This is a genomic window from Mycobacterium sp. 141, from assembly GCF_000382405.1.
Lineage (GTDB): Bacteria > Actinomycetota > Actinomycetes > Mycobacteriales > Mycobacteriaceae > Mycobacterium.
In genome coordinates, this window is record NZ_KB908258.1 from 152,905 (window position 1) to 174,237 (window position 21,333).

Here is a 21,333-nt window from a genome sequence, read left to right on the forward strand (position 1 = left end):
CCGTTGGTAGCGGTCACCGACGCAGCACGAGCGCATCGCCCTGCCCGCCCGCACCGCACAACGCGGCGACCGCATAGCCGGAGCCGCGGCGGGCGAGTTCAAGGGCTGCGTGCAGCGTGATGCGGGCACCTGACATGCCGATCGGATGGCCGATGGCGATAGCGCCGCCGTGGACGTTGACCTTGGCCGGGTCCACTCCGAGTTCCTTGGTCGACGCGAGCGACACCGCGGCGAATGCCTCATTGATCTCGATGACGTCCAGCTGGTCGGCGGTGATGCCTTCGCGGGCGATCGCCTTCTTGATGGCGTTGGCCGGCTGCGACTGCAGCGTGGAGTCCGGCCCCGCGACGACACCGTGCGCACCGATCTCACAGAGCCAGCTCAGCCCCAGCTTTTCGGCCTTGGCCTTGTTCATCACCACGACAGCACATGCGCCGTCGGAGATCTGCGACGACGAGCCAGCGGTGATGGTGCCGTCCTTGCGGAATGCGGGGCGCAGGCCGCCCAGCGACTCGGCGGTGGTGTTGGCCCGGATGCCCTCGTCCTCGGCGAACTCGATCGGGTCACCCTTGCGCTGCGGGATCGACACCGACACCACCTCGTCGGCGTAGACGCCGTCCTTCCACGCCGCGGCGGCTTTCTGATGCGACTGCGCAGCAAACTCGTCCTGCTCAGCGCGCGTGAACTTGTCGACATCGTTGCGCTGCTCGGTGAGTGCGCCCATCGGCTGATCGGTGAACACGTCGTACAGGCCGTCGTAGGCGAGGTGATCGAGCACGGTGACATCGCCGTACTTGTAGCCTTCACGGCTCTTGGGTAACAGGTGCGGCGCCTGCGTCATCGACTCCTGGCCGCCGGCGACCACCACATCGAACTCACCGGCGCGGATGAGCTGATCGGCCAGCGCAATCGCATCGATGCCGGACAGGCACATCTTGTTGATGGTCAGGGCGGGCACGTCCCAGCCGATCCCGCCACCGACCGCCGCTTGGCGCGCGGGCATCTGTCCGGCACCGGCGGTGAGAACCTGGCCCATGATCACGTAGTCGACGAGCGACGCGTCGCCCTCACCATTCGGGAAAGCTTTCGCCAGGGCCCCGCGGATAGCGACCGCACCCAGGTCACTGCCTGAGAAATCCTTCAGCGAACCCATCAATTTACCGACCGGAGTACGTGCTCCACCGACGATCACCGACGTGGTCATTTCCTACCTCCAAAGAGTGGTTCACCGGACCTGTGCGGCCGATCACACATACCGCAAACCCTTCAGGTAAAGGCTACCGTTGGGTTATGACCGCCGAACGAGTTGACGCCGGTCCCGCCCTTGCTACCGCGCTGGTGGCGGCCATCGACCACGTTGGCATAGCCGTCCCAGATCTGGACGCCGCCATCAAGTGGTATCACGACAACCTCGGCATGATCGTCCTACACGAAGAGATCAACAAAGAGCAGGGCGTGCGGGAGGCGATGCTCTCGGTCCGCGGCGCACCGAAGGGCAGCGCACAGATCCAGTTGATGTCGCCGCTCGACGAAGATTCGATGATCGCCAAGTTCATCGACAAGCGCGGCCCCGGCCTGCAGCAGCTGGCCTATCGAACCAACGACATCGACGCCCTGAGCAAACGGCTGCGCAGCCAGGGTGTGCGCCTGCTCTACGACGCTGCTCGCAAGGGCACCGCGAACTCGAGGATCAACTTCATCCACCCCAAAGACGCGGGTGGCGTGCTGATCGAGCTGGTCGAGCCGGCCGCCGATTCAGCGCACTGATCGTCACGACCACCTGCGCGTCGGGCCGCGATTGCCCCGGTTGGCCCAGCATGGCGTGTGCCAATGTCGACGGTCGTCCACCGCGGCCTCTCCCATGTCTGCCGGCCACGCCACCACATGAGCCGTGCCCGAACGTATCTCGTGATCGCATCCAGGGCAGCGATAGGTCTTGACCGCACGCGCCGCGGTGACGACGCGCACCTCATAGTCGTAACCGTCCGGCCCCGTTTCGACTCGACGCGTGGGCAACGACGATGGCAGCTTCCTGGGTGTTCTGTGCCGCCGTCCCATCAGAACAACCGATACTCGCTGCTGTCCATCCCCCGCATCTGGTCGTAATCCAGAGTCACGCAACGGATCCCGCGATCGGTTGCCAGCGTGCGCGCTTGCGGCTTGATCTGCTGAGCCGCGAACACCCCGGCCACCGGCGCCAACACACTGTCACGGTTGAGCAAATCCAGGTAACGGGTCAGTTGTTCGACGCCGTCGATCTCACCGCGACGCTTGATCTCCACCGCCACCGAGCCACCCAGCTCGTCGCGGCACATTAGATCCACCGGACCGATCGCCGTCGGATACTCCCGGCGGACCAGCGTGTAGCCGGTGCCGAGCAATTCGACATGTTCGGCCAGCAGCGTTTGCAGATGCGCCTCGACCCCGTCCTTCACCAGGCCGGGGTCGATCCCGAGCTCGTGACTGGAATCGTGCTCGACGTCTTCTACCGTGATGCGTAGCTGCTCACCGGCCCTGTTTTCCACCACCCAGACGACAGCGGATCCGCTCGCTGAGCCTTCTGCGTCCTCCTCGATGACCCAACACGGCGGGCTCATCCAGTTCAGCGGCTTGTAGGCACGGTCGTCGGCGTGCACGCTCACCGAGCCGTCGGCCTTGAACAACAACAGCCGGCGGGCGGACGGAAGGTGTGCCGTCAGCCGACCCACATAGTCGACGGTGCACTGGGCAATCACGAGGCGCACCCGATCTACCTTAAGGGCAGGACGAACGAACTACGCTGACGCATCGACGAACGCCGACAAATCCGTGGCGAGGCGGCTGGGCAGAATTCTGGAAACCCTGACCCTGCTGATCGTCACCCTGGTGTTCCCCATCCCGAGCGTGTTCGGTGCTCCGGTGCGTCTGGATCATCCCGAGGACGAAGCACTGGGCGCCGCACCGGCCATCGCCGAGTGCCACCAGCCACTGCGATGTCGCTTTTCCGCTAGTTTCGACGTCCGGCTCGTGCCATCGTTGCAGTTGTGCACGACGATTTCGACCGCTGTTACCGGGCCGTCCAGTCCAAGGACGCCCGGTTCGACGGTTGGTTTGTCATCGCAGTGCTCACCACAGGGATCTACTGTCGCCCCAGCTGTCCGGTGCGCCCGCCACTGGCTCACAACATGCGGTTCTACCCCACCGCAGCGGCGGCGCAGGCCGCCGGATTCCGCGCCTGCAAACGGTGCCGGCCTGACGCATCTCCCGGTTCACCGGAGTGGAATGTCCGGGGTGACGCGGTCGCCCGCTGTATGCGGCTCATCGCCGACGGCATCGTGGACCGCGAAGGCGTCACCGGTTTGGCTGCACGCATCGGCTACACCACCCGACAGTTGCAGCGCATCATGCAGGCAGAACTGGGCGCCGGCCCATTGGCCCTGGCCCGTGCACAGCGCACCCAAACCGCGCGGGTGCTCATCGAGACCACCGAATTGCCGTTCGGAGACGTCGCTTTCGCCGCCGGATTCGCCAGCATCCGCCAATTCAACGACACCGTCCGGGCGGTCTGCGATTTGACACCGAGCGAGCTGCGTCGGCGCGCGACAACCCGATTCGGCCGCGACGAGTCGGTGTCCCCCGGGGTGGTGTCGCTGCGGTTGCCGGTTCGTACGCCGTTCGCGTTCGAGGGATTGTTCGGCCACCTAGCGGCCAGCGCGGTGCCAGGACTGGAGGAAGTGCGCGACGGGTGGCTGCGACGCTCGCTGCGGTTGCCACACGGTCACGGCGTCGTCAGCCTGCAGCCGCACCCGGACCATGTCCGCTGCCGATTGGTGCTCGACGACTTCCGCGATCTCGGCGCCGCCATCGCCCGGTGCCGCCGGCTGCTCGACCTCGATGCCGATCCGGAGGCCGTGGTTGACGCGTTGGGCACCGATCAGGACCTGGCCGCCGTGGTGGCCAAGGCGCCGGGCCAACGCATCCCGCGCACAGTCGACGAGGCCGAGCTCGCGATCCGGGTGGTGCTCGGGCAACAGGTGTCCATCAAAGCGGCACGCACCCACGTGGGCCGGCTGGTCAAGGCCTACGGACAGCCCGTGCGCGATGACACCGGCGGTCTGACCCATGCGTTCCCCGATGTCGCCGCCCTCGCGGAGATCGATCCCACCCATCTGTCCATGCCCACCGCACGACGCCGGACGGTCAGCGCACTCGTTCGTGCCCTGACCGACGGCACCCTGGTCCTCGACCCCGGCTGCGACTGGACGGCAGCCCGCGAGCAACTCCTGGCACTGCCCGGTATCGGGCCGTGGAGCGCCGAGGTGATCGCCATGCGGGGGCTCGGAGATCCCGACGCGTTTCCCGCCAGCGACCTCGGTGTCCGGTTGGCGGCCGAGCAACTCGGGCTGCCTTCGGACCAGACCGCACTGACCCGGTACAGCACACGCTGGCGCCCTTGGCGTTCCTACGCGACTCAGCACCTGTGGACCACGCTGGACCACGTAGTCAACGACTGGCCGGTGGTTACCCAGCATGAGGATCTGAAAGTTCAGGAGAAACGATGACGACACTGCAATGCCGATCTGTGGACAGTCCGGTAGGTCCTCTGACCTTGGCGGGAAGAGACGGGCGGCTGATGCACCTTCGCATGGTCGATCAGACTTATGAGCCGAGCCGTGACGGCTGGGAAGTCGACAAGACGGCCTTTCCCGATGCCGTCGAACAATTGGCAGAGTATTTCGCCGGTGAGCGCACGGTATTCGACCTGGAACTGCACATGGTCGGCACGGCATTCCAACGCCGGGTGTGGGCCGCTCTGCAGTCGATTCCCTATGGCGAAACGTGCACATACGGCGATATAGCCCGTGAGGTCGGATCCCCCGGAGCATTTCGGGCGGTCGGATTGGCCAATGGGCACAATCCGATCGGAATCGTGGTGCCGTGTCACCGGGTGATCGGCGCTAATGGCAGCCTGACCGGATATGGGGGTGGACTGGACCGCAAAAGGGCACTGCTGGAATTGGAGAAAAGCCGCCGGGAGCCGGCACTTTTCGGCTGAGCTATTTACATATAGATACAAAAAAATGCCCGGGCCCCCAATCGAAATTGGGGGCCCGGGGCTTAATGTGTGTTCGGCGGTGTCCTACTTTTCCACCCGTGTGGGTAGTATCATCGGCGCTGGCAGGCTTAGCTTCCGGGTTCGGGATGGGACCGGGCGTTTCCCTGCCGCTATGGACCGCCGTAACTTTATTCACCCGTTTCTGGGTGTGAATCTTTGGGTGTGTTTTGGTGGTGGGGTGTGGTGTGCACCCGTGGCGACCCGGGGGTCGTGGGGGTGTGTGGTGTGGTTGCGAAGCAAGGTTGTGCGTGTCTTACGAAACCCGAACACGTTGGTGTTTGTGGGTTGTTGTAAGTTTTCGGCCGGTTAGTGCCAGTTCCCTGCGCCCATTGCTGGGTGTCTAGGTCTGGTCTATCGATCCCGTGGTCTGCGGGGGGCCTTATCCCACTGAAATGGGTGAGAAGCCTGGTCTTGGAGGGGGTTTCCCGCTTAGATGCTTTCAGCGGTTATCCTGTCCGAACGTAGCTATCCAGCAGTGCCCCTGGTGGGACAACTGGTAGACCAGAGGTTCGTCCGTCCCGGTCCTCTCGTACTAGGGACAGATTTCCTCAAGCTTCTGACGCGCGCGGCGGATAGAGACCGAACTGTCTCACGACGTTCTAAACCCAGCTCGCGTGCCGCTTTAATGGGCGAACAGCCCAACCCTTGGGACCTGCTCCAGCCCCAGGATGCGACGAGCCGACATCGAGGTGCCAAACCATCCCGTCGATATGGACTCTTGGGGAAGATCAGCCTGTTATCCCCGGGGTACCTTTTATCCGTTGAGCGACACCCCTTCCACTCAGAGGTGCCGGATCACTAGTCCCGACTTTCGTCCCTGCTCGACATGTCCGTCTCGCAGTCAAGCTCCCTTGTGCACTTACACTCAACACCTGATTGCCGTCCAGGTTGAGGGAACCTTTGGGCGCCTCCGTTACATTTTAGGAGGCAACCGCCCCAGTTAAACTACCCACCAGGCACTGTCCCTGAACCGGATATACGGTCCGAGGTTAGAGGCCCAATACGATCAGAGTGGTATTTCAACAACGACTCCACCCACACTGGCGTGTGAATATCACAGTCTCCCACCTATCCTACACAAACCGTATCGAGCACCAATACCAAGTTGTAGTGAAGGTCCCGGGGTCTTTTCGTCCTGCCGCGCGTAACGAGCATCTTTACTCGTAGTGCAATTTCGCCGAGTCTATGGTTGAGACAGTTGAGAAGTCGTTACGCCATTCGTGCAGGTCGGAACTTACCCGACAAGGAATTTCGCTACCTTAGGATGGTTATAGTTACCACCGCCGTTTACTGGGGCTTAAATTCTCCGCTTCACCCCGAAGGGTTAACGGGTCCTCTTAACCTTCCAGCACCGGGCAGGCGTCAGTCCGTATACATCGTCTTGCGACTTCGCACGGACCTGTGTTTTTAGTAAACAGTCGCTTCTCACTGGTTTGTGCCACCCCCTCCCGCTACCCCGGGCAAACCGGCTCACGATATGGGGGTCCCCCTTCTCCCGAAGTTACGGGGGCATTTTGCCGAGTTCCTTAACCATAGTTCACTCGTACGCCTTAGTATTCTCTACCTGACCACCTGTGTTGGTTTGGGGTACGGGCCGTGTATGTCCTCGCTAGAGGCTTTTCTTGGCAGCATAGGATCACCGAATTCGCCTCACTCGGCTATGCATCACCTCTCAGGATATGCGAAACGCGGATTTACCTACGTTCCTCCCTACAGGCTTACCCCGGTATTACCACTGACCGGTACGGCTACCTTCCTGCGTCACCCCATCGCTTGACTACTACCAACCAGGGTCCCACGCAGCCAGCGATCCCCGCACCCCGAAGGGATTAGTGGACCACCATTTGGGTGGTTAGCACGATTGATTCATCAGGGACGCACACACACGGGTACGGGAATATCAACCCGTTGTCCATCGACTACGCCTGTCGGCCTCGCCTTAGGTCCCGACTCACCCTGGGCGGACTGGCCTGGCCCAGGAACCCTTGGTCTTTCGGCGGGCAAGGTTCTCACTTGCCTATTCGCTACTCATGCCTGCATTCTCACTCCCACACCCTCCACCACTCGATCACTCGGCGGCTTCACCGGATGCAGGACGCTCCCCTACCCAACGTACAAATACGTTGCCGCGGCTTCGGCGGTGTGCTTGAGCCCCGCTACATTATCGGCGCACAATCACTTGACCAGTGAGCTATTACGCACTCTTTCAAGGGTGGCTGCTTCTAAGCCAACCTCCTGGTTGTCTTCGCGACTGCACATCCTTTTCCACTTAGCACACGCTTAGGGGCCTTAGCCGGCGATCTGGGCTGTTTCCCTCTCGACGCACGGAGCTTATCCCCCGCCGTCTCACTGCCACACTCTTAGACTTGTCGGCATTCGGAGTTTGGCTGACGTCAGTAACCTAGTAGGGCCCATCGGCCATCCAGTAGCTCTACCTCCAACAAGAAACATGTGACGCTGCACCTAAATGCATTTCGGGGAGAACCAGCTATCACGGAGTTTGATTGGCCTTTCACCCCTACCCACAACTCATCCCCTCAGTCTTCAACCTAAGTGGGTTCGGGCCTCCACACGGTCTTACCCGCGCTTCACCCTGGCCATGGGTAGATCACTCCGCTTCGGGTCCAGAACACACCACTACACCAACCCCTACGGATTGGATACGCCCTATTCAGACTCGCTTTCGCTGCGGCTACCCCACCCGGGTTAACCTCGCGACATGTCCCTGACTCGCAGGCTCATTCTTCAAAAGGCACGCCATCACCCCACACAAAGTGAGGGCTCTGACGGATTGTAAGCGCACGGTTTCAGGTACTCTTTCACTCCCCTCCCGGGGTACTTTTCACCATTCCCTCACGGTACTCATCCGCTATCGGTCACTGGGAAGTATTCAGGCTTACCGGGTGGTCCCGGCAGATTCACAGCAGATTCCACGAGCCCGCTGCTACTCGGGAACACCATCAAGACAGACGTCGGGTTTTCACGTACCGGGCTCTCACCGTCTACGGCAGGCCATCCCAAGCCACTTCCGCTAACCACAACATTTTCTCACTGCCCCCCAGTCGGATAGAACTGAGAAGATAGGTCCCACAACCCCGCACACACAACCCCTACCCGGTATCACATGCATACGGTTTAGCCATCCTCCGCTTTCGCTCGCCACTACTCACGGAATCACAATTGTTTTCTCTTCCTACGGGTACTGAGATGTTTCACTTCCCCGCGTTCCCCCCCGACACCTATGTATTCAGTGCCGGGTGACACGACATCACTCGTGCCGGGTTTCCCCATTCGGACATCCTCGGATCCACGCTCGGTTGACAGCTCCCCGAGGCATATCGCAGCCTCCCACGTCCTTCATCGGCTCCCAGTGCCAAGGCATCCACCATGCGCCCTTAAACACTTACAACACAAAAACCAAAAATGAGTTTCAAAAGAAATTGCACATCAACACACAAACACACAAGACCCACACCACCCCTACAGGCAGTGACAGCCTCACATATCCGCGTGCTAGATGCTCGCAACCACTATCCACAAATCAAACACCACACCCCACCACCAAAGCAGGGCAACAACACGACCTCCCACCCCACACAGGGGCCAGGGAAACACGGGCCTGTTGTCTCAAAGCCCAATAGCGTGTCTGGCAGCTTCCTCACCGACGAATCCCACGCCGGCTCAACGTTTGTTGTTGCACCAAACCCCGGTCACTACAACCCGACAGGTTCCTCACGGCTCACACCCTCCCCAACGGAGAGCGTCTCTCGTGGTGCTCCTTAGAAAGGAGGTGATCCAGCCGCACCTTCCGGTACGGCTACCTTGTTACGACTTCGTCCCAATCGCCGATCCCACCTTCGACGGCTCCCTCCACAAGGGTTAGGCCACCGGCTTCGGGTGTTACCGACTTTCATGACGTGACGGGCGGTGTGTACAAGGCCCGGGAACGTATTCACCGCAGCGTTGCTGATCTGCGATTACTAGCGACTCCGACTTCACGGGGTCGAGTTGCAGACCCCGATCCGAACTGAGACCGGCTTTGAAAGGATTCGCTCCACCTCACGGCATCGCAGCCCTTTGTACCGGCCATTGTAGCATGTGTGAAGCCCTGGACATAAGGGGCATGATGACTTGACGTCATCCCCACCTTCCTCCGAGTTGACCCCGGCAGTCTCCTACGAGTCCCCGGCATCACCCGCTGGCAACATAGGACAAGGGTTGCGCTCGTTGCGGGACTTAACCCAACATCTCACGACACGAGCTGACGACAGCCATGCACCACCTGCACACAGGCCACAAGGGAAACCACATCTCTGCAGTCGTCCTGTGCATGTCAAACCCAGGTAAGGTTCTTCGCGTTGCATCGAATTAATCCACATGCTCCGCCGCTTGTGCGGGCCCCCGTCAATTCCTTTGAGTTTTAGCCTTGCGGCCGTACTCCCCAGGCGGGGTACTTAATGCGTTAGCTACGGCACGGATCCCAAGGAAGGAAACCCACACCTAGTACCCACCGTTTACGGCGTGGACTACCAGGGTATCTAATCCTGTTCGCTCCCCACGCTTTCGCTCCTCAGCGTCAGTTACTGCCCAGAGACCCGCCTTCGCCACCGGTGTTCCTCCTGATATCTGCGCATTCCACCGCTACACCAGGAATTCCAGTCTCCCCTGCAGTACTCCAGTCTGCCCGTATCGCCCGCACGCCCACAGTTAAGCTGTGAGTTTTCACGAACAACGCGACAAACCACCTACGAGCTCTTTACGCCCAGTAATTCCGGACAACGCTCGCACCCTACGTATTACCGCGGCTGCTGGCACGTAGTTGGCCGGTGCTTCTTCTGCACATACCGTCACTTACGCTTCGTCTGTGCTGAAAGAGGTTTACAACCCGAAGGCCGTCATCCCCCACGCGGCGTCGCTGCATCAGGCTTGCGCCCATTGTGCAATATTCCCCACTGCTGCCTCCCGTAGGAGTCTGGGCCGTATCTCAGTCCCAGTGTGGCCGGTCACCCTCTCAGGCCGGCTACCCGTCGTCGCCTTGGTAGGCCATCACCCCACCAACAAGCTGATAGGCCGCGGGCCCATCCCACACCGCAAAAGCTTTCCACCCCAGACCATGCAGTCCGGAGTCCTATTCGGTATTAGACCCAGTTTCCCAGGCTTATCCCAAAGTGCAGGGCAGATCACCCACGTGTTACTCACCCGTTCGCCACTCGAGCACCCCGAAGGGCCTTTCCGTTCGACTTGCATGTGTTAAGCACGCCGCCAGCGTTCGTCCTGAGCCAGGATCAAACTCTCCAAACAAAACCCAAAAAAGGCCATTCAGAAAAATCCGATCACAAACAACAGACACCAAAAACCGGCATCCAAAAAAACAAAAAACAGCCACACCCCAAACGGGAAAAAGAGCATGACCAAAAAACAACAAACAAAAACCACCAAACACACTATTGAGTTCTCAAACAACAGACTAGATTGTTTCGAGTTGACCCTTTTAGGGCAACCCTGCCAGCTTAAACCATCTTCGTCAGACTGTCAAGCGACTTTGTCTCCCCGCTGCCGGGGCAACTCGACTAGATTAGAACTATCCGCGCTCGGGAGTCAAATCGCCTGGTCAGAGGCATTTCGACCGAACCCGGGCGACTCGAACTAGCTTACCCGCTCGATCTCCGCCCCCAAGCTCACCAGGTTCTCGACGAACAACGGGTAGCCGCGGTCGATGTGAAACACGTCGTGAACCTCGGTGTCCCCATCGGCGACCAAGCCGGCCAGCACCAGCCCGGCACCGGCCCGGATGTCCGAAGACCACACCGGTGCGCTCGAGAGCTGCGAGATCCCGCGGATAACTGCATGGTGTCCGTCGGTCCGGGCGTCGGCTCCGAGCCGGATCATCTCCTCGACAAAACGGAACCGAGCCTCAAAGACGTTCTCGGTGATCATCGACGTGCCGTCGGCTATGGAAGCCAAGCCGATCGCCATCGGCTGCAGATCCGTCGGGAATCCGGGGAACGGCAGCGTCGCCACGTTCACCGCCTTGGGCCGCTCGTACTGGACCACCCGGAAGCCGTCATCGTTCTGTGTCACGGTCGCACCGGCGTCGTGAAGTTTGTGCAGCACCAACTGCAGATGTTGGGGGTCGACACCGGTCACCGATATGTCGCCGCGCGTCATCGCCGCGGCGATCCCCCAGGTGGCGGCAACGATGCGGTCGCCGATCACCCTGTGCTCTGTCGGGTACAGCCGGTCAACACCGGTAATCGTCAACGTCGACGTGCCCGCGCCGCTGACCTCAGCCCCCATCTGGTTGAGCATCGCGCAGATGTCGACGATGTCGGGTTCCCTCGCGGCGTTGTGGATTGTGGTCACCCCCTCGGCGAAAACGGCAGCCATCAGGATGTTCTCCGTGGCCCCTACGGAGGGGAACTCAAGCTGGATCTCCGCACCACGCAGATGATCGGCATCGGCCACCACACAACCGTGTTCGATGTTGCATCGCGCCCCGAGCTGGCGTAACCCAGACTGATGCATGTCCAGCGGCCGCGAGCCGATGGCGTCACCGCCGGGCAGTGCGACCTTGGCCTTCTTGCATCGACCGACCAAAGGGCCGAGCACGCAGACCGAGGCTCGGAACTGTCTCACCGCGGCGAAGTCGGCGTCGTACTTGAGTTCGTCAGGAGAAGTGATCCAGACGGTGCCGCCGTCCAGCTCGACGGTGGCACCCAAGCCCCGCAGCACCTCGGCCATCAACGGCACATCCAGGATGTCGGGGCAGTTGGTGATGGTGCTGGTGCCCTCTGCCAGCAGTGCCGCTGCCATCAACTTCAGCACGCTGTTCTTCGCTCCGCCGACAGCAACTTCGCCCGACAACCGGTTTCCGCCGGTCACCACGAATCGCTCGCTCACGCGGGTTAGTTTATGCGGCCATTGACTGAGATTCGGAATGCTCTCTCAGAATGACGGGGCAGATGTTGCAGCCGGTACGGTTCCAACATGGCTGTTCACCTCACCCGCATCTACACCCGCACCGGTGACGACGGCACCACTGGACTCAGCGATTTCAGCAGAGTCTCGAAGAATGACACGAGGCTGATCGCGTACGCAGATTGTGACGAAGCCAACGCCGCGATCGGTGTCGCAGTCGCGATGGGACAGCCCGGCGACGAGTTGCTCGTGGTGCTGCGACAGATCCAAAACGATCTGTTCGACGCGGGCGCTGACCTCTCCACCCCCGTGGTGGAGAACCCGAAGTATCCGCCGCTGCGTATCTCGCAGGACTACATCGACCGGCTGGAGCGGTGGTGTGACGAATTCAATGAGCCGCTGCCCGCACTGAATTCATTCATCCTGCCCGGCGGAACCCCGCTTTCGGCACTGCTGCACGTGGCTCGCACCGTGGCGCGCCGAGCGGAACGATCGGCCTGGACTGCGGTCGCAGAGCATGGTGCCGGCGTCAGCGTGTTGCCGGCGAAGTACCTCAACCGACTGTCTGACCTGCTCTTCATACTGTCCCGAGTGGCCAATCCAGGCGGCGATGTGCTCTGGAAACCTGGGCAGGGTCAGTAACTGCGTCGGCGCGCACGTGGCGACGGCCGCGATTCCAGCCACGACGTGAAGGCCGTCAGCGCCCTTCGATCCAGTGCGATCTCGTAACCCTGGCGGCGCTCGGGGCTGGCATCACGCAGCTCGAGCACGACGATCTCGGGCGTCATGATGTCGAACTCGTCACCGCGTGGGGCACGCCGTGACACCACTTCGAGGCCGCGCCGGCTGAGCCGACGATCCGGCCACCAGCGCACGCTCGAAAGCCGGTAGAACCCGGCTTCACCCCCGTGATAGCGCATGACTCCGTGCCGCCAGCCGTGACCGCCGACCGCGGGATAATCCCGCAAAATCGCCGCTGTCCCACCGACCTGGCGTAACTTCCAGAGTCGGTAGGACAGCGCAGTAACTGCCAGCAGCAGCACACAGACCAGCGCGACCATGATGATCATGGGCGCGCTCATCGGCATATCAGTCGATCTGGCCTAGAGCACGCAGCCGGGCTCTACCCCATGCCGCGGTTGCCTGGTCATCGGATTCGGAATCCCGCTTCGCCGCGTCAGCGTCGATCTCTGATTCCAGCTGAGCATTCTCGACCAGAATCCGGACAGCCTCTTCGCTCACCGACAGAAACCCGCCGTCGACGGCGATCCGTACATCGTCTTCGCCCTCGCGCTCGACGCGCACCATGGCGTCCTCGACGAGCTGGGCGACCAGCGGGATGTGCCGCGGCAGGATGCCGATCTCACCCGCGGTGGTGCGGGTGAACACGAACGTCGCGTCACCCGACCAAAGCTCGCGTTCCACGGCGACGATCTCGACGTGCAAGTCGGCCATGTCACACCACCTTTCTCTGTGCTCCTCGCGTGCGCTGCCTTCGGTCTAGAGCGCTCATCACAGCTTGGCGCCGAGGCTCTCGGCCTTCTTCGCCAGATCGTCGAGGCCACCGATGAGGAAGAACGCCTGCTCGGGCAGGTGGTCGAACTCGCCCTTGGCCAGCTTGTCGAAGGCCTCGATGGTCTCCTTGAGCGGCACGGTCGAACCCGGCTGGCCGGTGAACTGCTCGGCGGCCATCATGTTCTGGCTCAGGAAGCGCTCGATCTTACGGGCGCGGTACACCAGGACCTTGTCCTCTTCCGACAGCTCGTCGATACCGAGGATGGCGATGATGTCCTGAAGGTCCTTGTAGCGCTGCAGAATCCGGATGACTTCCTGCGCGACGCGGTAGTGCTCGTCACCGACGACGCTGGGGTGCAGGATCGTCGAGGACGACGCCAGCGGATCCACCGCGGGGAAGATGCCCTTGGAGAACACCGCACGTGAAAGCTCGGTGGTGGCATCCAGGTGGGCGAACGTGGTCGCCGGTGCGGGGTCGGTGTAGTCGTCGGCGGGCACGTACACGGCCTGCATCGAGGTGATCGAACGACCGCGGGTCGAGGTGATGCGCTCCTGCAGCTCACCCATCTCGTCGGCCAGCGTCGGCTGGTAACCCACGGCAGAAGGCATACGGCCCAGCAGGGTCGACACCTCCGAACCGGCCTGGGTGAACCGGAAGATGTTGTCGATGAACAGCAGCACGTCCTGGCCCTGCTCATCGCGGAAGAACTCGGCCATGGTCAGGGCCGACAGGGCGACGCGCATACGAGTGCCTGGCGGCTCGTCCATCTGGCCGAACACCAGCGCGGTGTCCTTGAGCACGTTGGCGTCCGCGAGCTCGACCCACAGGTCGTTGCCCTCACGGGTGCGCTCACCGACGCCGGCGAACACCGAGGTACCACCGAAGTTGCGGGCGATGCGGTTGATCATCTCCTGGATCAGAACCGTCTTACCCACACCGGCACCACCGAACAGGGCGATCTTGCCACCGCGCACGTACGGCGTGAGCAGGTCGACGACCTTCAGACCGGTTTCCAGCATCTCGGTGCGGGGCTCCAGGTCGGCGAAGGCCGGCGGCTTGCGGTGAATCGACCAGTGCTCGAAGTCCTTGCCGTAACCGGGATCGTCGAGGCAGTCGCCCAGGGCGTTGAACACGTGTCCTTTGACACCGTCGCCGACAGGCACCGAGATCGAGGCGCCGGTATCGGTGACCTCGACGCCGCGGACCAGGCCATCGGTGGGCTGCATCGAGATGCAGCGCACCAGGTTGTCTCCGAGGTGCTGGGCAACCTCAAGCGTCAGGGTCTTGGCCAGCGCGCCGAAGCTGATGTCGGCGTGCAGCGCATTGAACAGGTCTGGCACGGCGCCACGCGGAAACTCGACGTCCACCACCGGGCCGGTGATACGGACAACGCGACCCGCGGTCTTGGTGTCTACGGCTGCAGTCATTTCTTTTCTTCGCTTTCCTACGGGGCCTTTGTCTTTAATCCGGCTAGCGTGCGTCGGCCAGCGCGTTGGCGCCACCGACGATTTCGCTGATTTCCTGGGTGATCTGAGCCTGCCGCTCCCGGTTGGCCGCGAGCGTCAGCGCCTTGATCAGATCATCGGCGTTGTCGGTGGCCGACTTCATGGCGCGGCGGCGAGACGCCGACTCGGAGGCCGCGGCTTCCAGCAGGGCCGCATACACGCGGGTCGCGATGTAGCGCGGCAGCAGCGTATCGAACAGCGTCTCTGCGTTGGGCTCGAACGAATACAGCGTGTGCGGACCGGCTTCGGACTCACCGACGTATTCGACGACCATCGGTGCGATCCGCAGTGCCACCGCGGTCTGCGAGAGCATCGACCGGAACTCGGTCGACACGATGTGCAGTTCGTCGACGCCTAGAACACCATCGGCACCTGGCTCGTCACCGCTGTCGTCGGCACCCGCCATGAACGCCGCCACCAGAGTGTCGGCGATCGTCTTGGCATCCTCATACGAGGGACGCTCGGAAAAGCCGGTCCACGACTCGGTCACGGTGCGTTGCCGGAAGCTGTAGTAGCCCAAGGCCTTCCGGCCGACCACGTACAGCACGGGATTCTTGCCCTCGTCGCGCAACAACGAGAACAGCTCCTCGGCGCGGCGCAGCACGTTGGCGTTGTAACCGCCGCACAGTCCGCGGTCCGAGGACACCACCAGCACACCGGCCCGCTTGGGGTTCTCCCGCTCGACGAGCAGCGGGTGGTCCAGCGCGCTGGCACCGGCGAGCTCGGTGAGCATGTTGGTGATCTCCGTGGCGTAGGGCCGGGCCGCATCGACCCGCGCCTGCGCCTTGGCGATCCGTGAGGTGGCGATCAGCTCCTGGGCCTTCGTGATCTTCTTGATCGACGAGGCGGAGCGGATACGTCCGCGTAGTTCGCGCAGTGTGGCTGCCATTGGTTACCTAGGCCTTCTTGGGAGCCGGCTTACGGACCTTGACGGATTCCTTCTCCAGGTCCTCGGGATCCAGTGCCTCTGCGTCAGCCTCGTTGGCGACCACCGAGCTGCCGTCGCTGGCAGCGAAGCCCTTCTTGAAGTCGTTGACGACCGAAACCAGCTTCGCCTCGTTCTCCTCAGAGAGCTTCTTGGATTCCTTGATCCCGGTGAGGATCTCGGCGTGGCTGGCCTTCACGTGCTCCAGGAACTCGGCCTCGAAGCGCGAAACATCCTCGGCGGGAACCGAATCCAGATGCCCCTGGGTGCCGAGGAAGATTGCCACGACCTGGTCCTCGACCGCCATCGGGCTGTACTGCGCCTGCTTGAGGAGCTCGACCAGGCGGACACCACGGTCCAGCTGGGCCTTGGACGCGGCGTCCAGGTCAGAGGCGAAGGCCGCGAAGGCCTCCAGCTCGCGGTACTGAGACAGGTCCAGACGCAGCGAGCCCGCCACCTCTTTCATCGCCTTGATCTGCGCGGCGCCACCGACACGGGACACCGACACACCGACGTTGACCGCGGGTCGGACGCCCTGGTTGAACAGGTCGGACTCCAGGAAGCACTGGCCGTCGGTGATGGAGATGACGTTGGTCGGGATGAACGCCGAGATGTCGTTGGCCTTGGTCTCGATGATCGGCAGACCCGTCATCGAACCGCCACCGAGCTCATCGGAGAGCTTGGCGCAACGCTCCAGCAGCCGCGAGTGCAGGTAGAACACGTCGCCGGGGAAGGCTTCACGGCCCGGCGGGCGGCGCAGCAGCAGTGAGATCGCGCGGTAGGCGTCGGCCTGCTTGGAGAGGTCATCGAAGACGATCAGCACATGCTTGCCGTTGTACATCCAGTGCTGGCCGATGGCCGAACCGGTGTAGGGGGCGAGCCACTTGAAGCCGGCCGAGTCGGAAGCCGGAGCCGCGACGATGGTGGTGTACTCCATCGCGCCACCCTCTTCCAGCGCGCGCTTCACGCTGGCGATGGTGGTGCCCTTCTGGCCGATCGCGACGTACACGCAGCGCACCTGCTGCTTGGGATCGCCGGTCTCCCAGGCTTCGCGCTGGTTCAGGATGGTGTCGACGCAGACGGCGGTCTTACCGGTCTTGCGGTCGCCGATGATCAGCTGGCGCTGGCCACGGCCGATCGGCGTCATGGCGTCGATGGCCTTGATGCCGGTCTGCAGCGGCTCGCTGACGCCCTGACGCTGAACCACCGAGGGGGCCTGCAGCTCTAGGGCGCGGCGGGTCTCGGCGGTGATGTCGCCCTGGCCGTCGATCGGCTGGCCCAGCGGGTTGATGACGCGCCCGAGGAAGGCATCGCCGACCGGAACCGACAGCACCTCACCGGTGCGCTTGACCTGCTGGCCCTCTTCGATCTTCTCGAACTCACCCAGGATGACGGCACCAACGCTGTGCTCGTCGAGGTTGAGCGCGACGCCCAGGACGCCACCGGGGAACTCCAGGAGCTCCTGCGTCATCACCGAGGGCAGTCCCTCGACGTGGGCGATGCCGTCACCGGCATCGATGACGGTGCCGATCTCTTCACGCTCGGTGTCGGCGGAAAACGAGGATACGTAGTCCTCGATGGCACCTTCGATATCAGCAGCCGAGATTGTCAACTCTGCCATGGTTTTTCGTCTTCCTACCTAGTTCCTGGGGTCGTTCATGTCGTTCGTGTCGAGGCCTGTCGCTTCCTCGCGCAAGCGCTCGTCAGTCATGTCGCTTCCTCGCGCAAGCGCTCGTCAGTCCGGTAGCCCGGTCGCCGCGGCAGCCAGTCGTGACGAGATGGATCCATCGATCACCTCGTCACCGACGGCGATCGACAGACCACCGAGGACATTCGGATCGACATGGAGTTGGACGGAGACCGGGTGGCCGTAGATGCGGGTCAACACCTCGGTCAATCGCGCATTCTGGGCGTCGCTGAGCGGCGCCGCAGCCGTGACGTGTGCGACAACCTCGCCGCGGCGGGCCACGGCCAGCTCGGCGAGGTCGATGACGGCCTCGTCGGCACGCTCGCCGCGCAGCAGCCCCACCGTCTGGGACAGCAGCGCCTTGACCGTGTCGTTCACCCCGGTCGAGGCGGGGATCACCTTGTCGAGCAAGGCGATCCGACCGTCGACGGGAGTCGTGTAATCCGTCAGCAGGGCCGAGAGCTTGGGCTCTGCATCGAGAACACGGCCGAACCGGAACAGCTGGTCCTCCACGGCGTCGACCTCACCTGAGATCTCGGCACGCTTGAGCAGCGCCAGTCGCGCAATGTGCTCGATCGCGTCGACCAAGTTCGACTCAGTCGACCAGCGCTGGGCCACCGCGGTCCGCACCAGTTCGATGGTCGGCGCGCCGACTTTGCCGGACAGCAGCGTGTCGACCAGACGGACCTTGGGAGCAGGATCGTCGGACGGCTGGGTCAGATGCCGGTTCAGCACGGTCTCCGCGAGCAGCACCTTGGCCACCGAAGCCAGTTCGTCTGCCAGCGTGGTCAGCCCGGCGACGTCCAGTCCGCCGGCGACCGAGTCGAACTTCTCGACCAGAACGCCGAGTGATTCGCGGCTGGCAGCGCGCAACTCGGCCGTCGCGGCGGTGTCGATAACCGCGGTCGACGGCGCCATCTGCTCCAGTTCGGCGAGGAACCGGTCGACGGTGGCCGACTGCGCGGCCGGATCGGCCACGTGTGCCCGCACCAGCTCGTCGGCCTTCGCCACCGATTCTTCGCCGAGATCAGTCCGCAGTCCGCGGATGAGCTGCTGGCGCATCAGCTGAACCTGTTGTGCGCCTTGAGCTTTGATGCGCTCGGCCTCCGAGCCGGCCTGCTCGGCAAGCTGCGCGGTGATCCGCTTCGAATCGTGCCGCGCTTCGTCGGTGACCTTGGCTGCTTCGGCCTTGGCATCCGCGAGCGCCTTGGCGTGCATGGCGTCGGCGTCGGCGAGCTTCCTGGAAGCTTCCGCGCTCTCAGCCAGTGCGGCGCGTATTGCATCCTGCTGTTTGGTCATCAGGGAATTCACCGGCGGTACCACGTACCGCCAGATGATGTACGCGATGACCGCGAAGCCGATCAGCTGTCCGATGAAGATTTCCATCTACTGCGTCCCACCTGATTTCACGTCGACGCCGAGGATGCGACTTGCCAGCGTGGCCGACAGACCGTCGACAGACGATTCGAGGTCGGACTGCGCGGCGGCACCTTGCGCGGATAGTTGCTGATCTGCATCGCGAACCGTTTCGGCCACTTCACCGCTGGCTTCGACACGCTTCTGCTCAACGACCGAACGGCCCGCGGCACGAGCCTCGTCACGGATGGCCGAAGCCTCGGTCCGAGCCCCTGCCATCGCATCGTCGTAATCGGCCTGCGCGGCCGCAACCTGCTCGGCCGACTTCCGGTTGTCCGCTGCGGTCTTGGCCAGCATCGCTTCCCGCTCCGCCAGGACCTTACCGATCGGCGGTACCACCCATTTCCCGATCACGCCGAGCACGATCAAGAAGATGAGCAGCACGACGAAGAAGGTTCCGTTGGGAATCAGGAAGTTGCTCTGACCCCCGCCGCCTTCTTCCGCTGCCTGGCTAGACGCCAGGATCGTTGCGCTCAGTTGTTCCATCACGCTGGATTACGAAGCGCCCGGGGTCGCAAACACGAACAGCGCCATGAATGCCAGGTTGATGAAGTATGCGGCCTCGACCAGACCGACGGTGATGAAGAACGGGGTGAACAGGCGGCCCTGTGCCTCCGGTTGACGGGCGATACCGGAGATCAGTGCGTTACCGGCGATACCGTCACCGATACCGGCACCAATCGCGCCACCGGCCATGATCAGACCACCGCCGATGAGTGCACCGGCAACGATTGTGGGGTCGGTCATTCCTTATTCCTCCTTGGTAACTGGCAGCGTTGCCACCAGGGTCTCTTGTGGTTCCTACACGCCCTGTCGGTCAGTGTCGGTTTTTAGTGGTCGTGTTCGTGGTCCAGTTCCATGGACTGACTGAAGTAAAGAATGGTCAGCAGGGCGAAGATAAAGGCCTGGATCAGACCGACGAACAAGTCGAACGTCTTCCAGATGGCGTTCGGCGCCCACTGGATGTACCAAGGGAACATCGCGATCAGCGCGACCAGGATGCCGCCGGCGAACATGTTGCCGAAAAGTCGGAGGGACAGCGAGACCGGCTTGGCGATCTCCTCGACGATGTTGATCGGCGCCAGCACAGCGACATGGCCCTTGACCAACTTCTTCACGTGCCCAATCGGGCCTCGACGCCAGATGCCTGCCGCGTGATAGCAGAGGAAGACGAACAGGGCCAGCGCCAAGACGTAGTTGATGTCCGATGCCGGTGGAGCCAGAAGTTCAGATGCGGCACCATCCGGTCCGCCGAACTGCACGGGTAGCACGGACAGCCAGTTCGATACCAGGATGAAGACGAATATGGTGACCGCCAGCGGCAGTACGAACGGGGCGATCTTCATGCCGATCGCGCTCTCGATCTGCTGGCGCATCTGGATGGTGATGGCCTCGAAGAACAGCTGCACACCGCCCGGGACACCGGTCGAGGTGACCTTCGCCCGCAGGAAAAACGCCAGCCCGATGACGATGACAGCGGCAACCGCGGTGGCGATGATCGTGTCGATATTGAAGGTCCAGCCCAACCACTTCACTTCTTCGTGGTGGCCGACGTGGATCGCTGCGGCAAGAACAGTCTCGGTCATCTGGTGTCAGCTCAGCCCTTCGATTCCGTGCCAGAGGTGTCGACAGCATCGAGGCCGTCGGTGCGGATCTTCTTGAGCACCGGGAAGCTGGTGGACATCACCAGCAGTGCCTGGAAGATCGCCAACCCGAACAGCACCGCGACGCCGCCCGAGTTCTTGAAGAAGTATGCGATCGCGAGACCGATCGCGGTGATGATCAACAGCCGGGTGGCGGAATTCACCGCCATCTTCTTCTTGAGGGGGTGTTCCTCGGCGGTTATCGACTCCACCGCGTGGCGCACCAGTAATGCGTTGATCAGGCCAAGGCCAAGACCGACGCCGAAGAACACACCGAACAAGACGTGGCCGGTGAAGGCGGCGGCCGCGACGGCCACACCGGTCAGGGCCACGCAGATGACCAGCAGTCGCAGTGGCCGAAATGCCACCGATGGAAACACCAACGGCGCGTCTTGCGCTGGTGTCGTCACTGCTTCACCCCAATCCCACGGTCACGGAGCACATCTGCGTATACACGTACTACCTGGCAATGTCCTGATCGTGCCCGACGAGCGTAACGGAGGGCGGCGGGCGCGCTGGAATCACCCAAGGGGTAGCTCCCTTTGTCGGTCGTTATTCGGCGCCGATCGGCTTTTCGGAACCAATGGGCCGGGCCGGCAACCCGTGAGGTTTTTCGGGTTCTGCCAGC

At 62.4% G+C, this 21,333-nt stretch carries 18 protein-coding genes and 3 rRNA genes; 4 read left to right on the plus strand and 17 right to left on the minus strand.

The window, feature by feature from the left end; translation table 11 throughout:
* Positions 1-13 precede the first annotated feature (13 nt).
* On the minus strand, positions 14-1,204 hold the full coding sequence (locus H276_RS0107960; RefSeq protein ID WP_019970772.1) for an acetyl-CoA C-acetyltransferase: 1,191 nt from the start codon (positions 1,202-1,204) through the stop codon (positions 14-16).
* Between the two features lie 86 nt (positions 1,205-1,290).
* Between H276_RS0107960 and mce the strand changes: the two genes are divergently transcribed.
* Entirely contained in the window at positions 1,291-1,767 is a 477-nt protein-coding gene (gene mce, locus H276_RS0107965; RefSeq protein WP_019970773.1) for a methylmalonyl-CoA epimerase, read from the plus strand.
* A 3-nt stretch (positions 1,768-1,770) separates the two neighbouring features.
* Here mce and H276_RS23950 read toward each other — a convergent pair whose 3' ends face one another.
* Positions 1,771-2,058, minus strand: a complete 288-nt coding sequence (locus tag H276_RS23950; RefSeq protein WP_081625426.1) for a hypothetical protein — start codon at positions 2,056-2,058, stop codon at positions 1,771-1,773.
* The gene (nucS, locus tag H276_RS0107970; protein ID WP_019970774.1) at positions 2,058-2,744 is read right to left on the minus strand and encodes an endonuclease NucS; all 687 of its coding nucleotides are present in this window, start codon (positions 2,742-2,744) and stop codon (positions 2,058-2,060) included. Before nucS ends, H276_RS23950 begins: the two co-directional genes overlap by 1 nt.
* Positions 2,745-3,023: 279 nt before the next feature.
* On the opposite strand from nucS, the gene H276_RS0107975 reads away from it, so the two are divergent.
* Complete coding sequence (locus H276_RS0107975; RefSeq protein WP_019970775.1) at positions 3,024-4,541, plus strand: DNA-3-methyladenine glycosylase 2 family protein; 1,518 nt, start codon at positions 3,024-3,026, stop codon at positions 4,539-4,541.
* A complete protein-coding gene (locus H276_RS0107980; protein ID WP_026356710.1) occupies positions 4,538-5,035 on the plus strand; it encodes a methylated-DNA--[protein]-cysteine S-methyltransferase in 498 nt (165 codons plus the stop codon). Before H276_RS0107975 ends, H276_RS0107980 begins: the two co-directional genes overlap by 4 nt.
* A gap of 71 nt (positions 5,036-5,106) precedes the next feature.
* Here H276_RS0107980 and rrf read toward each other — a convergent pair.
* From rrf to murA, 4 genes are all read right to left on the minus strand, one after another.
* Positions 5,107-5,220 (minus strand): 5S ribosomal RNA (rrf, locus tag H276_RS0107985).
* Between the two features lie 161 nt (positions 5,221-5,381).
* Positions 5,382-8,504 (minus strand): 23S ribosomal RNA (locus H276_RS0107990).
* A gap of 374 nt (positions 8,505-8,878) precedes the next feature.
* Positions 8,879-10,396: ribosomal RNA gene (locus H276_RS0107995) — 16S ribosomal RNA — on the minus strand.
* The 16S, 23S and 5S rRNA genes sit together here, the layout of an rRNA operon.
* 345 nt (positions 10,397-10,741) lie before the next feature.
* The gene (murA, locus tag H276_RS0108005; protein ID WP_019970778.1) at positions 10,742-11,995 is read right to left on the minus strand and encodes a UDP-N-acetylglucosamine 1-carboxyvinyltransferase; all 1,254 of its coding nucleotides are present in this window, start codon (positions 11,993-11,995) and stop codon (positions 10,742-10,744) included.
* A gap of 87 nt (positions 11,996-12,082) precedes the next feature.
* Here murA and H276_RS0108010 point away from each other — a divergent pair, with 87 nt between their 5' ends.
* The gene (locus tag H276_RS0108010) at positions 12,083-12,655 is read left to right on the plus strand and encodes a cob(I)yrinic acid a,c-diamide adenosyltransferase (RefSeq protein ID WP_019970779.1); all 573 of its coding nucleotides are present in this window, start codon (positions 12,083-12,085) and stop codon (positions 12,653-12,655) included.
* Here the strand turns inward: H276_RS0108010 and H276_RS0108015 are convergent.
* The 10 genes from H276_RS0108015 to H276_RS0108060 form a co-directional block, all read right to left on the minus strand.
* On the minus strand, positions 12,649-13,095 hold the full coding sequence (locus H276_RS0108015; protein WP_026356711.1) for a DUF2550 domain-containing protein: 447 nt from the start codon (positions 13,093-13,095) through the stop codon (positions 12,649-12,651). The genes H276_RS0108010 and H276_RS0108015 overlap by 7 nt on opposite strands.
* A gap of 7 nt (positions 13,096-13,102) precedes the next feature.
* Positions 13,103-13,468: a F0F1 ATP synthase subunit epsilon gene (locus H276_RS0108020; RefSeq protein WP_019970781.1), complete on the minus strand. Its 366-nt coding sequence runs from the start codon at positions 13,466-13,468 to the stop codon at positions 13,103-13,105.
* A 57-nt stretch (positions 13,469-13,525) separates the two neighbouring features.
* Positions 13,526-14,956 (minus strand): F0F1 ATP synthase subunit beta, encoded by a 1,431-nt coding sequence (atpD, locus tag H276_RS0108025; protein ID WP_019970782.1) that lies wholly within the window; start codon positions 14,954-14,956, stop codon positions 13,526-13,528.
* Positions 14,957-14,999: 43 nt separating this feature from the next.
* Positions 15,000-15,923 carry a F0F1 ATP synthase subunit gamma gene (locus H276_RS0108030; RefSeq protein ID WP_019970783.1) on the minus strand — a complete coding sequence of 308 codons (924 nt, stop codon included), beginning with the start codon at positions 15,921-15,923 and terminating at the stop codon, positions 15,000-15,002.
* Positions 15,924-15,930: 7 nt separating this feature from the next.
* Positions 15,931-17,580: a F0F1 ATP synthase subunit alpha gene (gene atpA, locus H276_RS0108035; protein ID WP_019970784.1), complete on the minus strand. Its 1,650-nt coding sequence runs from the start codon at positions 17,578-17,580 to the stop codon at positions 15,931-15,933.
* Between the two features lie 114 nt (positions 17,581-17,694).
* Positions 17,695-19,032, minus strand: a complete 1,338-nt coding sequence (locus H276_RS0108040; RefSeq protein ID WP_019970785.1) for a F0F1 ATP synthase subunit B/delta — start codon at positions 19,030-19,032, stop codon at positions 17,695-17,697.
* Entirely contained in the window at positions 19,033-19,548 is a 516-nt protein-coding gene (locus tag H276_RS0108045) for a F0F1 ATP synthase subunit B (RefSeq protein ID WP_019970786.1), read from the minus strand.
* Between the two features lie 9 nt (positions 19,549-19,557).
* Positions 19,558-19,809, minus strand: a complete 252-nt coding sequence (locus H276_RS0108050) for a F0F1 ATP synthase subunit C (protein ID WP_018599073.1) — start codon at positions 19,807-19,809, stop codon at positions 19,558-19,560.
* 83 nt (positions 19,810-19,892) lie between these two features.
* Positions 19,893-20,648, minus strand: coding sequence for a F0F1 ATP synthase subunit A (atpB, locus tag H276_RS0108055; RefSeq protein WP_019970787.1), 756 nt, complete (start codon positions 20,646-20,648; stop codon positions 19,893-19,895).
* A gap of 11 nt (positions 20,649-20,659) precedes the next feature.
* The gene (locus H276_RS0108060) at positions 20,660-21,115 is read right to left on the minus strand and encodes an ATP synthase subunit I (RefSeq protein WP_026356712.1); all 456 of its coding nucleotides are present in this window, start codon (positions 21,113-21,115) and stop codon (positions 20,660-20,662) included.
* Positions 21,116-21,333 lie beyond the last annotated feature (218 nt).

Excerpts from the sequence above, each read along its gene's own strand:
- H276_RS0108050 (WP_018599073.1), bottom strand. The coding sequence starts at position 19,809 with ATGACCGACCCCACAATCGTTGCCGGTGCACTCATCGGCGGTGGTCTG.
- H276_RS0108010 (WP_019970779.1), top strand. The coding sequence starts at position 12,083 with ATGGCTGTTCACCTCACCCGCATCTACACCCGCACCGGTGACGACGGC.
- H276_RS0107980 (WP_026356710.1), top strand. The coding sequence starts at position 4,538 with ATGACGACACTGCAATGCCGATCTGTGGACAGTCCGGTAGGTCCTCTG.
- H276_RS0107960 (WP_019970772.1), bottom strand. The coding sequence starts at position 1,204 with ATGACCACGTCGGTGATCGTCGGTGGAGCACGTACTCCGGTCGGTAAA.
- atpD (WP_019970782.1), bottom strand. The coding sequence starts at position 14,956 with ATGACTGCAGCCGTAGACACCAAGACCGCGGGTCGCGTTGTCCGTATC.
- H276_RS23950 (WP_081625426.1), bottom strand. The coding sequence starts at position 2,058 with ATGGGACGGCGGCACAGAACACCCAGGAAGCTGCCATCGTCGTTGCCC.
- H276_RS0108030 (WP_019970783.1), bottom strand. The coding sequence starts at position 15,923 with ATGGCAGCCACACTGCGCGAACTACGCGGACGTATCCGCTCCGCCTCG.
- atpB (WP_019970787.1), bottom strand. The coding sequence starts at position 20,648 with ATGACCGAGACTGTTCTTGCCGCAGCGATCCACGTCGGCCACCACGAA.
- H276_RS0108045 (WP_019970786.1), bottom strand. The coding sequence starts at position 19,548 with ATGGAACAACTGAGCGCAACGATCCTGGCGTCTAGCCAGGCAGCGGAA.
- H276_RS0108040 (WP_019970785.1), bottom strand. The coding sequence starts at position 19,032 with ATGGAAATCTTCATCGGACAGCTGATCGGCTTCGCGGTCATCGCGTAC.
- H276_RS0108020 (WP_019970781.1), bottom strand. The coding sequence starts at position 13,468 with ATGGCCGACTTGCACGTCGAGATCGTCGCCGTGGAACGCGAGCTTTGG.
- mce (WP_019970773.1), top strand. The coding sequence starts at position 1,291 with ATGACCGCCGAACGAGTTGACGCCGGTCCCGCCCTTGCTACCGCGCTG.
- atpA (WP_019970784.1), bottom strand. The coding sequence starts at position 17,580 with ATGGCAGAGTTGACAATCTCGGCTGCTGATATCGAAGGTGCCATCGAG.
- H276_RS0108015 (WP_026356711.1), bottom strand. The coding sequence starts at position 13,095 with ATGAGCGCGCCCATGATCATCATGGTCGCGCTGGTCTGTGTGCTGCTG.